General features: G+C 68.4%; 11 protein-coding genes and 1 tRNA gene. 10 read left to right on the top strand and 2 right to left on the bottom strand.

The window, feature by feature from the left end; genetic code table 11:
* Positions 1-44: 44 nt before the first annotated feature.
* Together J2S22_RS10470 and J2S22_RS10465 are read left to right on the top strand one after the other, a co-directional pair.
* Positions 45-1,133 carry a LacI family DNA-binding transcriptional regulator gene (locus tag J2S22_RS10470; RefSeq protein WP_272778454.1) on the top strand — a complete coding sequence of 363 codons (1,089 nt, stop codon included), beginning with the start codon at positions 45-47 and terminating at the stop codon, positions 1,131-1,133.
* Between the two features lie 174 nt (positions 1,134-1,307).
* The gene (locus J2S22_RS10465) at positions 1,308-1,988 is read left to right on the top strand and encodes an HAD family hydrolase (RefSeq protein ID WP_272840385.1); all 681 of its coding nucleotides are present in this window, start codon (positions 1,308-1,310) and stop codon (positions 1,986-1,988) included.
* Positions 1,989-2,145: 157 nt separating this feature from the next.
* Here the strand turns inward: J2S22_RS10465 and J2S22_RS10460 are convergent, their stop codons facing one another.
* Together J2S22_RS10460 and J2S22_RS10455 are read right to left on the bottom strand one after the other, a co-directional pair.
* On the bottom strand, positions 2,146-3,090 hold the full coding sequence (locus tag J2S22_RS10460; RefSeq protein WP_272778967.1) for a lipase family protein: 945 nt from the start codon (positions 3,088-3,090) through the stop codon (positions 2,146-2,148).
* A gap of 73 nt (positions 3,091-3,163) precedes the next feature.
* Positions 3,164-3,237, bottom strand: a tRNA-Gln gene (locus J2S22_RS10455).
* Between the two features lie 980 nt (positions 3,238-4,217).
* Between J2S22_RS10455 and J2S22_RS10450 the strand changes: the two genes are divergently transcribed.
* From J2S22_RS10450 to J2S22_RS10415, 8 genes are all read left to right on the top strand, one after another.
* Positions 4,218-4,820 (top strand): acetate uptake transporter, encoded by a 603-nt coding sequence (locus J2S22_RS10450; protein WP_272778968.1) that lies wholly within the window; start codon positions 4,218-4,220, stop codon positions 4,818-4,820.
* A gap of 100 nt (positions 4,821-4,920) precedes the next feature.
* Complete coding sequence (locus J2S22_RS10445; RefSeq protein WP_272778969.1) at positions 4,921-5,655, top strand: CoA transferase subunit A; 735 nt, start codon at positions 4,921-4,923, stop codon at positions 5,653-5,655.
* An 18-nt stretch (positions 5,656-5,673) separates the two neighbouring features.
* Positions 5,674-6,342 carry a 3-oxoacid CoA-transferase subunit B gene (locus tag J2S22_RS10440; RefSeq protein ID WP_272778970.1) on the top strand — a complete coding sequence of 223 codons (669 nt, stop codon included), beginning with the start codon at positions 5,674-5,676 and terminating at the stop codon, positions 6,340-6,342.
* A 308-nt stretch (positions 6,343-6,650) separates the two neighbouring features.
* Positions 6,651-8,276, top strand: a complete 1,626-nt coding sequence (locus J2S22_RS10435; RefSeq protein WP_272778971.1) for a LytTR family transcriptional regulator DNA-binding domain-containing protein — start codon at positions 6,651-6,653, stop codon at positions 8,274-8,276.
* 29 nt (positions 8,277-8,305) lie between these two features.
* Positions 8,306-8,773, top strand: coding sequence for a MaoC/PaaZ C-terminal domain-containing protein (locus tag J2S22_RS10430; RefSeq protein ID WP_272778972.1), 468 nt, complete (start codon positions 8,306-8,308; stop codon positions 8,771-8,773).
* 650 nt (positions 8,774-9,423) lie between these two features.
* Positions 9,424-10,284, top strand: a complete 861-nt coding sequence (locus tag J2S22_RS10425) for a 3-hydroxybutyryl-CoA dehydrogenase (protein ID WP_272778973.1) — start codon at positions 9,424-9,426, stop codon at positions 10,282-10,284.
* A gap of 22 nt (positions 10,285-10,306) precedes the next feature.
* Positions 10,307-11,092, top strand: coding sequence for an enoyl-CoA hydratase-related protein (locus J2S22_RS10420; protein WP_272778974.1), 786 nt, complete (start codon positions 10,307-10,309; stop codon positions 11,090-11,092).
* Positions 11,093-11,208: 116 nt separating this feature from the next.
* Positions 11,209-12,384: an acetyl-CoA C-acetyltransferase gene (locus J2S22_RS10415; RefSeq protein WP_272778975.1), complete on the top strand. Its 1,176-nt coding sequence runs from the start codon at positions 11,209-11,211 to the stop codon at positions 12,382-12,384.
* The last annotated feature ends 80 nt before the right edge of the window (positions 12,385-12,464 follow it).

Here is a 12,464-nt window from a genome sequence, read left to right as displayed (position 1 = left end):
GCTGCAATCGTTTGCCAATGCGATACCGTCCGCCGGAGGGTCCGATGGCCGCGAAGAGACCGACCGTCACGATCAAGGAGGTCGCCGAGGCGGCCGGCGTGCACTTCTCCACGGTGTCGCGGGCGCTCAGCCCGGCGACCCGGGCGCGCGTCAATCCGGCGATCGTGGCGCGCGTCGAGGAGACGGCGCGGCGGCTCGGCTACCGCGCCAACACGGCGGCGTCGAGCCTGCGCACGCGCCGCTCCCACATGGTCGGCCTGGTGGTGCCGGACCTCGCCAGCCTGCTGTTCCCGGCGATCCTCAACGGCATCGAGCACACCCTGCAGGAGCAGGGCTACCTCACCATCGTGGCCGACACGGCCAACGATCCGGAGCGGCATCGCCGCATCCTCTCCGCCATGGTCGAGCGGCAGGTCGACGGCCTGATCCTCGCCTCGGCGATGCTGCACGACGCCGTGCTCGACGAGTGGCTCGACGGGCCCGCGCCGATCGTGCTGATCAACCGCACCGACGACAGCGGCCGGGCGCCCGCCGTGCTGAGCGACGACCTGCGCGGCATCGGCCTCGCGATGGAGCACCTCGCCGGGCTCGGCCACGTCCGCATCGGCCATGTCGCCGGCCCGCAGACGCTGTCCACCGGGGCGACGCGGCGCCGCGGCTTCGCGGCCGCCGGCGCGGCGCTCGGGCGCCGGGCCCTGCCGGTCGCCGAGGCGGCGTCGTTCTCGCGCGAGGCCGGGCGGCTGGCCTGCGCGGCGCTGCTCGACGCGCATCCGGCGACGACCGCCGTCGTCGCCGCCAACGATCTCCTGGCGCTCGGCTGCTACGACGCCCTGACGGCGCGTGGCCTCGCCTGCCCGGGCGACGTGTCGGTCACCGGCTACAACGACCTGCCGCTGATGGACCTCGTCGATCCGCCGCTCACCACGGTGCGGTTCCGCCATCGCGACATGGGGGCGGAGGCGGCGCGCCTGCTGCTCGCCCGCATGGCCGGGCAGGAGACGGCCGGCGACGTGCTGCTGCGGCCCGAGCTGGTGCTGCGCGGCTCGACGGCGCCGCCGTCCGCCGCCGTCGGGCGCGGCGGCGCCGGACCGGCGGCCGGAGGTCGACGCTCACCGCCGCGCGCGCGGCGCTGAGCGCCGGCCCCATGGCCCCATGGCCCCATGGCCCTCCGGGCGCCGCGGGGACCCGGGGGCGCGCCCCGGGAACGACCGGCGGCCCGCCACGCCCGCGTCACCAACTCTTGCCATGCAGGGCCGCCGGGCCGAGGCTCGGCGGGTCCTATCCTTGCGACAACCGGAGAGCCCCGCATGGAGCGTCGCCAGACGGCCTTTCTGTTCGATCTCGACGGCACGCTGGTCGACAGCGTCTACCAGCACGTGCTCGCCTGGCACGAGGCGCTGGAGGCCGAGGGCATCAGCCTCTCGGTGTGGCGCATCCACCGCAAGATCGGCATGAGCGGCGGCCTGTTCACCAACATGCTGCTGCGCGAGACGGGTGCGCTGGCGCTCGATCCCGAACGGGCGGAGCGGCTGCAGAAGCGGCACGCCGAGAGCTACGGCCGCCGCTCGAAGGAGATCCGGCCGCTGCCCGGCGCGAAGGAGCTGCTCGCCTATCTGACCGAGGCCGGCATCCCGTGGACGATCGCCACCTCGGGCCGGATGGCGACGGCGCGGCCGACCCTCGACACGCTCGGCGTCGATCCCGACACCGTGCCGGTGGTCACCCGCGACCTGGTGAAATACGCCAAGCCGGACCCCGACCTGTTCCTCGCCGCCGCGGGGCGGCTCGGCGTCGCCATCGAGGACTCCTACGTGGTCGGCGACAGCGTGTGGGACATGCTGGCGGCGCGCCGCGCCCGCGCGCTCGGCGTCGGCGTCCTGTCCGGCGGCTACGGCGAGGCCGAGCTGGAGCGCGCCGGCGCCTACCGGGTCTACGAGGACCCGCTGGCGCTCCTCAACCACATCGACGAGGTCGGCGGCCGCCGCTAGGGGACGCAGCGGCGGCCGCCGGGGGCGCGGACGGCGTGGGACGCCCGCGTCCAGGCAGGTCCGGCCGGGAGCGCGCTGCGCGGCCCGGCGCCGGATCTCGGCTTCTCTACGGGGCGGACGGCGGGATCCTTCGCGGCGGCGCGGGCGCGAGCCGGGCTCAGCCGGCGGCCGGCGCCGCCTGTGGGGTCGGCTCCGGCTCCGGCGCCAGCGCCTGCCAGTAGCGGTCGGGCAGGTGGTCGCCGAGCGCCGGCGGCAGCAGCCGCGAGGCCTGGCCCTTCAGGTCGGACCGGATCAGCGGGTCGAGCGACAGCGACAGCATGCGCCGCACGCCCTCGCGCAGCGCGCTCTGCAGGCCGGGGACGAACAGCGGATCGTCGCACGGCGGCGGCTTCAGCAGGCGCGCGTCGAACCGCGTGTGGCGGGCGCAGGCGAGGCAGCATCCGACATGGTGGAACCCGAGCACGCTCGGCGGCACCGTCGGCACCAGATCCTCGCCGTGCACCAGGCGGAAGGTGCGCCGGCCGAGCACCGCGTCGTAGTCGCGGGCGAAGGCCTCGTTGCCGACCCGCGGCATGCCGAACGTGTAGACCTCCGGCACCAGCATGTGCTCGATGACGGCGCGCTGGGCGGCGAGCACGGCGAGCGCCCCGCCCAGGCTGTGGCCGGTGATCAGCAGCCGGTCCGTCGCGGCGTGGCCGGCGAGCGTCGCGGCGATGTCGGTCCAGGCGGCGGCGAGCGCCCCGACGAAGCCGCGGTGCAGGCCGTCGTCGTCGAGCATCACCATGAAGTCGGTGAGCCAGTCGGCCAGCACCAGCGGATCGGTGCCCGAGAAGGCGAGGAGGGTCGTGCCGCCGCGCCGCAGCACGACGCCGCGGGTGTGCGGCATCGGCAGCGCCGCCCGGGTCGGCGGATCGAAGGCGACGAGGTCGACGCCCCAGCGCCGCGCGATCGCCGCTCGCTTGTCGGCCTCGTCCTCGTAGGCGAGCTGCGCCGCCCAGGCGGCCGCCCGCGCCGTGCCGAGGTCGAACCCCTCGTGCGCCGCGAGCCCGTCGAGCGCATCGGCCGGATAGAGATCGATCGGAAGCCGAACCAGGAACGTCATGCCGCCACCACGGCGCCGGCCGGACCCTGCCGGCGCGCCTCAGCGATCGCAGCGATGGAGGAGGATTTCAAGCTGGCTGGGGGACTAGGATTCGAACCTAGACTAACGGAGTCAGAGTCCGCTGTTCTACCATTAAACTATCCCCCAAAAATCCGAGCGATCTCAGCCGCTTGACGCTCGAAAATTGTCCAATCTCGAAGAGCGTTCCAAGACCGGGGTCAGCGGCGGCCCTTGTAGCGAGTCTCGGACCCCAGGTCTAGGGGGTCTCGTCGCAGGCTCGTGATGCGGGCCCGGACTGGTCTCCGACAGCAGCCTGGTCCCTGACGCGGCCGTCGCGCCGGATCGTCGGCAGGTTCAGCCCGATGCCGCTCGAGAGCGGTTTCACCGAGCCGCCGCATCCCAGCCGGCTCACCGCAATGGTGGCGTGCAGCTCGTGCAGGGGAGGGAGCGCAGGAGCGTCGTCGGCGACGTCCCTGCCGCGCTTCTCGACCTGCGCGCCCGCACCTTCCTTTTCCTTCGGCGGCGCCGCGTCCCGCCGTCCTCGGTTTCGACTCATATGGTCCACGAGCCCCGGAAAGACGATGGCCGGTCGTCGTCGCCGCGCAGAACGTGCACGTCGAGATCGCCGCTATCCTGCGTGAGCACTCTCAGGAGCGGCAGGTCGTGACTCTCGTCGACGTGCCTGCGAGGCAGGGTGCGTCCCGTTTCCACGCGCCGCGGTGCTCGTCGGCGGCGAGGGAGTCGGAGGCCGACCGAACGAACGCGGTGCGGGTCTGGGTCCCCGGCCGCGGGCGAATCGCGATGACCGTGTGATCGCGGCGGCACGTGCCGCAGGTGATCTCGCCGGCCGGGCTCTCGACCGGCCCCGCAGCCTCAGAACCGGATCGGGCCGTGGCCGATATGGGCTCTTCAGAAGCCCATTTGTCCGTCTGGTCGTTTTTCCGGCGCGATCTCCGACATCGCGACCTAATCCTCCGCACGAGCAGTCGCCGGAGAGCTTCCGAGGAGACCCGAGGGGATCTCCTCGGGGCAAGGCGGTCTGCGTCTGCACCATCGCCGGACTCTGTTCGCGGTCGCATCCGGTGGACCGGTTCCGGCAGGGAAATGACGGGAAGGGATGAAACCTCATGACGCAAATCAACGAAGCTCCGTCTCAGCAACTCGTCGCGGCCGCTCCCAAGCTGGGCAATCCGGCTGCCGTCGGGCTCGCCGCTTTCGGCATGACCACGCTGTTGCTGCAGCTGCATGCCCTGGGGATCGTCGGCATGGGTCCGGTGCTCTGGCTGGGCGTGTTCTACGGCGGCGCCGCCCAGGTCATGGTCGGCCTTCACGAGCACAAGAACGGCAACAACTTCGGCTACACGGTGTTCACCAGCTTCGGCTGCTTCTGGCTGTCCTTCTGCGGCATCGTCGTCGCCGGCAAGTACGGCCTGTTTCCGGCCAGCAAGACCGATGTCGGCTGGTTCCTGGTCGGCTGGACGCTCTACAGCGGGATCATGACGATCGCCTCGATGCGCACCAGCAAGGTGCTGTTCGGCGCCTTCGCCACCCTGATGGTCGGGCTCGTGGCGCTGGTCGCCGAGCACTTCGGCGGCGGCGCGGCGCTGACGACCCTGTCCGCCGTCTCCCTGCTCGGGACCGTCGCCTGCGTCTGGTACGTGATGGCGCACATCGTCTTCGCCGACATGTTCGGGCGCGACGTTCTGCCCGTGGGCAAGCCTCTTCTCTGAGTTCGGTGACGCCTCGGCGCGGTCACGCGCCGGCGACGGTGCGGGCTCGTGACCGCGTTGCGGCCCGCCGACGGCTCCATTTCGACAAGGATGACATCTCATGAGCAAAGTCAGGCAACTCGACGACATCATCGCCGGCATAAAGGACGGCGCGACCATCATGTTCGGGGGATTCCTGGGCGTCGGCTCTCCCCTCAAGTCGATCGAAAAGATCGTCGACAGCGGCGTGAAGGATCTGACCGTCGCCTCGGTGGTCAATTCCTATCCCGGCGGCGGCTTCGATCTGGCGCCGCTGTTCAAGAACCGCCAGGTCCGGAAGTTCATCACCGCCCACACCGGCACGTGCCCGGAAGCCGTCGAGGCGTTGAAGGCCGGCGACCTCGAGATCGAATTCTACCCGATGGGAACCTGGATCGAGAAGGTTCGCGCCGCCGGCGCCGGTCTGGGCGGGGTGCTGACGCCGATCGGTCTCGGGACCCTGGTGGAGGACGGCAAGCAGCGGCTCGAGCTCGACGGCAAGTCCTATCTGGTCGAGATGCCGCTCCGCGCCGACTACGGCTTCATCGCCGGCTATCGCGCCGACACCATGGGCAACGTCGAGTATCGCGGCGTCAGTCTCAACAGCAATCCGGTGATCGCGACCGCCGCGGATTTCACGGTGGCCGAAGTCAACGAGATCGTCGACGTGGGCGAGATCGATCCGTCGCGCGTCGGCACGCCCTGCCTGTTCGTCGATGCCGTCGTGCAAGGCCACTCGCTCGCCGAGCATCAGGCGGTCTTCGAACGCCTCTGGGTGAGCACCGGCCGCCTCGCGGCACGCGCGACGGCAGCGTAGAAGAAAGGAGTCCCGGTCATGGAAACCAAGGATGCCATTGCTCAACGCGCAGCCCTCGAGCTGGCGGACGGCGAGGTCGTCAATCTCGGCTTCGGCATGCCGACCGCTGTCGCCAACCACATTCCCGACGGCGTGAACGTCATTCTGCAGTCCGAGAACGGCTGCCTGATGTTCGGGCCGACGCCGTCGCTCGGCGAGCAGGACGGCGACGTCGCCAATGCCGGCGGGCAGCCGATCACCCTGCTGCCGGGGGCGTCGATCTTCGATCTCGCCACGTCGTTCGGCATCATTCGCGGCGGACACGTCGACACCACCATTCTCGGCGCGCTGGAGGTGGATCAGGACGGCTGCATCGCCAACTGGGCCATGCCCGTCGCTCCGGGAAAGTACTCGCCCGGCATGGGCGGCGCCATGGATCTGGTCGGGGGCGCCCGCAAGGTGGTCGCGGTGCTCCAGCACACCGACAAGAAGGGACGCTCCAAGGTCCTGAAGAAGTGCACGCTGCCGATCACGGGCAAAGGGGTTCTGAAGACCATCATCACGGAGAAGGCGGTCTTCGAGGTGACGCCGACGGGGCTCGTCCTGAAGGAGATCGCCCGGGGCCTGACGGTCGACGAACTGAAGGCGATCACCGACGCCGACTTCGTCGTCTCGCAGGACCTCTGCGAGTATCGGTTGCACTCCTGAGACGTATCCCGCCCGCCGCCGGCGCGGCCGTCCGCACACACGCGGAGGACCGGTCGAGCCACCCGGAGCACGGCGCTGCGTGCGTCGTCCGCTCTGCTCGGGCGCCGGCTCGCCGCGTCGTGGTGCGGTGACGTCGAAGGTCGGTTCCGCACCTGCTCGACCGGTGCGGAACCGGTCTTTGCCGTATTGCGATCGATTCGAACGAATGCACAATGGCTTGCCGGAATACGCCAAGCTCTCCCTCTCTTCCGTTGGCGAGGAACAAGGTTCGAGTGACCAGGTGAACTGGCCCGGGAAGGAAGACCTCCATGTTTCAAGTGCTGCCAGATCGTGACACGCGCTCCCATGCGAACGATTTGAACCTCGCCAAGAGCATGGCAGACGCCTCCTATCAGGTCGTCATCAACGCCGCGGAAATCACCGGTCACGTCGAGGACATCACCAACCGGATCGTCGAGCAGACCGAGCTGCTCGGCGCGGTGGCGTCGTCGATCAAGGACATGACCGACATCAACACCTGCATCGCCACCTCGGCGCACGAGCTCCTCGTCGGGGCCAACATCGTCACCGACCGCATGAGCGAAGTCCAGGCGGCGGCCACGCGCTCCATCGGCGAAGCGATCGGCCTGATCGAGGACACCGCGACGATCGTGGACCGTCTGCCGGCGATCAAGGGGGCCCTGGACGAGATCGCGCGGGCGGTGGACGGCTTCGGCGAGGTCGCCAAGCTGCGTGACCGGGTGGTGCGGCGTGCCGCGTCCATCGCCGAATCGACCGCCCGAAACCGCGAGCATTGCGAGGAGATCCTCGAGGACGTCGCCCAGCTGAACGACGCCGAGCTGGCGACGAAGGAGGATTCGAAGAACGTCTCCAACCAGTGCCTTCAGCTCTCCGATCTCGGAGCCGAGCTCTACTACACCATTCTCGCGAGCGGGGTGGAAACCGCCGACACGCCGTTCATCGAGGTGGTCATCGAGACCGCGAAGACGATCACGGCGGCGCTGGAGGAGGCTCTCGACAACGAAGAGATCGACCTCGAGACGCTGTTCGACGAAGACTACGTGCAAATGCCCGACATCGAGCCGCCGAAATACACGACGCGCTGGCTCCCGCTGATCGAGAAGCTGATCCCGCCGATCTGCGAGCCCCTCTCGACCATGGCTCCGGACGTGGTCCTCTGCACGATCACCGACCGCAACGCCTACATGCCGGTCAACAATCTCAAGTTCTCGCACCCGCCGACCAACGATCCGGCGTGGAACGCCACCCATTCCCGGTATCGCATCCGCCACCGCGACCGCATCTCGGCGCGCATCGCCAGGTCGACCAAGCCCTTCCTGGTCACGGTCTTCCGCCGCAGGCTGGGCGACTGCACCCAGATTCTGAAAGACGTCTCTTCACCGATCTTCATCAAGGGACGCCTCTGGGGCAACGTCCGGATGCTGATCCTGATCAAGGTCGAGAACGTCGACTACATCCTGAAGCAGATGGACATCCATCGCGCCGTCGAGAAGATGCGGGGTGGCGACGCGGCCGGCATCGGCAAGCGCACGCTCGACCTCGGCACCGAGCGGCCGGAGCAGCGCCGCGACTATCCCAAGAAGTTCTGCTTCCATCACGCCGGCCGGCTGAAGGTCATCGACAATCAGGACATTCAGCTCTTCTTCGCCAAGGATCGGCTCGTCTTCGTCCAGACCGAGGACGGACGGCAGCATTCCATCCGCTCGACCCTCAGCGAGCTGGAGGAAAAGCTCGACGGCAGTCAGTTCATGCGATGTCATCGAAACTACATCGTGAACATGAACAAGATCGAATATCTCACGAACTGGTTCAATCGAGGATACCTGTTGACCCTGAAGAGTGCGACGAAGACGGAAATCCCCGTGAGCAGGGTCTTCGTGAAGCATCTGAAGAAGTATTTCGAGTTCGACTGACGAGTAGGATGAGCAGCGGAGGCAGTCACATGGTCGTCGTCGAGAACAAGACGTTCGACGAAATCAGTGTCGGACAATCGGCGAAGCTCACGCGGACGCTGACCGTCGAGGACATCTATCTGTTCGGGGTCTTGACCGGTGATGCCAACCCCACCCATTACGACGATCTCGGGCGGGACTCCCGAGGCCAGCGGGTGAGGGGCCACGGGATGTGGGGCGCCGCACTGGTCTCGGCGCTTCTCGGCAACGAGTTGCCGGGCCCCGGCACCGTCTACAAGAAGCAGATGATCGAATTCGCCGCTCCGGTGATGCTGGGCGACACGTTGACGGTCACGATCACGGTCGTCGGGCTCGACGCCGCCGACAGGATGGTGACCTTCGACTGCAACGGCATCAACCAGAAGGGCGACACCGCCTTCACCGGGATCGCGGTCGTCGAGGCGCCGGCCGAGAAACGGCGCGAGGAACGCGTGGCGGGCCTGTACGTCCAGTTCTGATCGCACGCCCATAGGCGTGCCGGACACGAGCTGCGGTCGCGGACGTGATCGGATCCGGATGGCGCGGTCACCCGGCATCCGACGGTCGCGTCGGGCGGCGAGAACGCCGTGCCGCGCGGTGGTGTGCACGGCCGGGAAACGGCAGCGCCGCGACAGCATGACGGTGATGCGGCCGGGGGCCGCTCACGATGTCCGGGCTCTCCGCGCCAGCGAGCAGCGTCGCCGTCGCCCGTCGAATCCGCAGCATTTCGGTGCCGGCGAGATGGTCGTGGCGCAGATGGCGGCGCCGGTGGGCATTTTCGTGCCGTCTGCCGTTCGATGTCGCGCCGCCTCGCAGCCCGGGCCTTTGCTCGCTTCGTCTCGCGTTCTGCCGAAAGCCGACGTCCGTCGTGGCGGCTGCTGTACGCCGGTTGGCGATATTCGCCGCTTCAGGCGCGAATATGGACGTCCGGTCGTTTTCGCCACCTGAGACTCACGCGGCGGTCCGACACTCCGCCATCAGAGAGTACGGGTCACCGCGATCGAGCCCCCGAATCGACGATGGTACCGGCTCGTCGCTGCGACTCTGCCGGACAGCAGGCGCGGCGACGGTCCGTTTCCTCCCGAATTCTCACCCGACCCGATCGAAACCGAGTTCAGGAGAGGAAGACATGCCAATCAATCGCGTCTTGGTCATCGGCGCCGGCCAGATGGGAAGCGGAATCGCCCAGGTCATCGCCCAGGCGGGAATTCCGGTCGTTCTGCGCGACATCGAAGACGGGTTCGTGAAGAAGGGCCTGGCCGGCATCGACAAGGCCCTCGGCCGCAATGTCGACAAGGGCAAGATGACGGCGGACGAGAAGGCGGCGGTGCTGGGGCGCATCACCGGCGTGGTCGAGCTCGATGCCGAAGCTGCGGCGGTCGATCTGGTGATCGAGGCGGCGAGCGAGAACCCGGCGATCAAGAAGGAGATCTTCACGGCTCTCGACGGGCTGTGCCCGGCGCACACCATCCTGTCCAGCAACACGTCTTCGTTGCCGATCACCACTCTGGCCGCCTTCACCAGACGGCCCGCGCAGTTCATCGGCATGCATTTCTTCAATCCGGCGCCGGTGATGAAGCTGGTCGAGGTGATCAGCGGGCTGGCGACGTCGCCGCAGACCTTCGCGGTGGTGGACGAGCTGGTCACCCGCCTCGGCAAGACGACGGTGAAGGTCAGCGATGCATCCGGATTCTGCGGCAACCGCATCATGATCCCGATGATCAACGAAGCCGTCTACGCGCTGTCGGAGGGCGTGGCGAGCGTCGAGGACATCGACAACGTCGCCAGGCTCGGATTCAACCACCCGATGGGTCCGCTCGCCTTGTCCGACCTGATCGGCAACGACACCGTCCTCGCCATCATGAACACCCTCTACGAGGGCTTCGGCGATCCCAAGTATCGGCCCTGTCCGCTGTTGAAGAAGTACGTCGCCGCCGGGTGGCTCGGCCGCAAGTCCGGCAAGGGCTTCTACGACTACGCCACCAAGTGATCCCCTTCCGAAGAGCGTTCCCATGAACACCTACGAGAATCTCCTGGTCGAGCACCGGGACGGCATCGCCATCGTCACGATCGACCGGCCGAAGGCCCTCAATGCGCTGAACGCCGCCACCCTCGCCGAGCTGTCGAAGGTGGTCGGCACCCTCGCCGAAGACACGTCGGTTCAGGTGGTGATATTCACCGGCCGCGGGGAGAAGGCCTTCGTCGCCGGTGCCGACATCACCGAGATGCAGGCGATGTCGGCGACCGAAGCCCGCAACTGGGGAAAGTTCGGCCAGAAGGTCTTCGCCGCCATCGAGGCCTTGCCGCAGCCGGTGATCGCCGCCGTCAACGGCTTCGCTCTCGGCGGCGGTTGCGAGCTGGCGATGGCCTGCGACATCCGCATCGCCGCCGAGAACGCCCGCTTCGGGCAGCCGGAAAGCAGTCTCGGCATCACCCCGGGCTTCGGCGGGTCCCAGAGGCTGCCGCGTCTCGTCGGGACGGGGCGCGCCAAGGAGCTGCTCTTCACGGCCGATGTCATCGACGCCGCAGAAGCCTTCAGGATCGGTCTCGTCAACAAGGTGGTGCCGGTCGGTCGGGCGCTCGAGGAGGCGCTCGCCATGGCCGGGAAGATCGCCTCGCGCAGCCCGGTCGCCGTGGGCTACTGCAAGGCCGCGGCCAACGAGGGGATGAACGTCGATCTCGGATCCGCCATCGCCTACGAGGCCGAGCTGTTCGGGCTGTGCTTCGCGGCTCCCGACCAGAAGGAAGGCATGACCGCCTTCGTCGAGAAGCGAAAGCCCGTCTACGGCACCCGCTGATACGGCACCCGCTGACACCCCGTTTCTCCCGTGCCCCCGGAGCGAGGGCGCATGCAGCGACCGGTCCCGACGACACGTCGCGTCCGGGAGCATCAATCGATCGAGGACTTCTCCAAATGACAGACGACATCGTCATCGTATCGGCCGCGCGCACGCCCATCGGCGCGTTCAACGGGGCCTTCGCCGGCCTTCCGGCGCACGAGCTCGGCAGGGTCGCCATGGCGGCCGCGCTCGCGCGCGCCGGCGTCGCGCCTGCCGAGGTGTCCGAAGTGATCTTCGGCCAGGTGCTCACCGCAGGGCAGGGGCAGAACCCGCCGCGCCAGGCCGCCATCGCCGCGGGCATTCCGGTCGAGAGCCCGGCGATGTGCATCAATCAGGTGTGCGGCTCGGGCCTGCGCTCGGTCGCGCTGGCCTGTCAGGCCATCAAGGTCGGCGATTCGGACATCGTGATCGCCGGCGGCCAGGAATCGATGAGCCTCGCGCCGCACTGCGCCCACCTGCGCGCCGGAACGAAGATGGGCGATCTCGCGATGCTCGACACCATGGTCCGGGACGGGCTGTGGGAGATCTTCAACGGCTATCACATGGGAAACACCGCCGAGAACGTCGCCAGGCAGTGGGAGATTTCGCGCCAGATGCAGGACGAGTTCGCCTGCGCGTCGCAAGCCAAGGCGGAGGCCGCACAGAAGGCCGGCAGGTTCAAGGACGAGATCGTTCCGGTCACGGTGAAGTCGCGCAAGGGCGACATCGTGGTCGACACCGACGAGTACCCGAAGCACGGCACGACCCTCGAGGCGCTCGCCAAGCTGCGCCCGGCGTTCGCCAAGGACGGCACCGTGACCGCCGGCAACGCGTCCGGCATCAACGACGGCGCCGCTGCGCTGGTGCTGATGCGGGCGGACCGGGCGGCGAAGGAGGGCAAGACCCCGCTCGCCCGCATCGCCTCCTGGGGGCATGCCGGTGTCGATCCCAGCATCATGGGCACCGGCCCGATCCCGGCCTCGCGTCTGGCCCTGAAACGCGCCGGCTGGACCGCAGGCGATCTCGACCTGGTCGAGGCCAACGAGGCGTTCGCGGCCCAGGCCTGCGCGGTCAACCGGGATCTCGGCTTCGACGTCGACAAGGTGAACGTCAACGGCGGCGCCATCGCCCTCGGTCATCCGATCGGCGCCTCCGGCGCCCGCATCCTCGTCACGCTGCTCCACGAGATGCGCCGGCGCGACGCGAAGAAGGGGCTCGCCACGCTGTGCATCGGCGGCGGCATGGGCGTCGCCATGTGTCTCGAGCGCTGACGCGCCGATTTCGAGAGGTGGCCGGTACGCCGCGCGCCTCTCTCTCCTCTCCCGAGAGTTCGAAGACGAAGGAACGAATC

The organism is Rhodoplanes tepidamans (genome assembly GCF_030813915.1).
In the GTDB taxonomy this organism is placed as follows: domain Bacteria; phylum Pseudomonadota; class Alphaproteobacteria; order Rhizobiales; family Xanthobacteraceae; genus Rhodoplanes; species Rhodoplanes tepidamans.
Note: the sequence above shows the minus strand (reverse complement) of the source record. Positions and strands in the feature narration are given on the sequence as shown.

What these genes read in the sequence shown, in the direction of transcription:
- J2S22_RS10470 (WP_272778454.1), top strand. Translation starts at nt 45, where the DNA reads ATGGCCGCGAAGAGACCGACCGTCACGATCAAGGAGGTCGCCGAGGCG.
- J2S22_RS10465 (WP_272840385.1), top strand. Translation starts at nt 1,308, where the DNA reads ATGGAGCGTCGCCAGACGGCCTTTCTGTTCGATCTCGACGGCACGCTG.
- J2S22_RS10460 (WP_272778967.1), bottom strand. Translation starts at nt 3,090, where the DNA reads ATGACGTTCCTGGTTCGGCTTCCGATCGATCTCTATCCGGCCGATGCG.
- J2S22_RS10450 (WP_272778968.1), top strand. Translation starts at nt 4,218, where the DNA reads ATGACGCAAATCAACGAAGCTCCGTCTCAGCAACTCGTCGCGGCCGCT.
- J2S22_RS10445 (WP_272778969.1), top strand. Translation starts at nt 4,921, where the DNA reads ATGAGCAAAGTCAGGCAACTCGACGACATCATCGCCGGCATAAAGGAC.
- J2S22_RS10440 (WP_272778970.1), top strand. Translation starts at nt 5,674, where the DNA reads ATGGAAACCAAGGATGCCATTGCTCAACGCGCAGCCCTCGAGCTGGCG.
- J2S22_RS10435 (WP_272778971.1), top strand. Translation starts at nt 6,651, where the DNA reads ATGTTTCAAGTGCTGCCAGATCGTGACACGCGCTCCCATGCGAACGAT.
- J2S22_RS10430 (WP_272778972.1), top strand. Translation starts at nt 8,306, where the DNA reads ATGGTCGTCGTCGAGAACAAGACGTTCGACGAAATCAGTGTCGGACAA.
- J2S22_RS10425 (WP_272778973.1), top strand. Translation starts at nt 9,424, where the DNA reads ATGCCAATCAATCGCGTCTTGGTCATCGGCGCCGGCCAGATGGGAAGC.
- J2S22_RS10420 (WP_272778974.1), top strand. Translation starts at nt 10,307, where the DNA reads ATGAACACCTACGAGAATCTCCTGGTCGAGCACCGGGACGGCATCGCC.
- J2S22_RS10415 (WP_272778975.1), top strand. Translation starts at nt 11,209, where the DNA reads ATGACAGACGACATCGTCATCGTATCGGCCGCGCGCACGCCCATCGGC.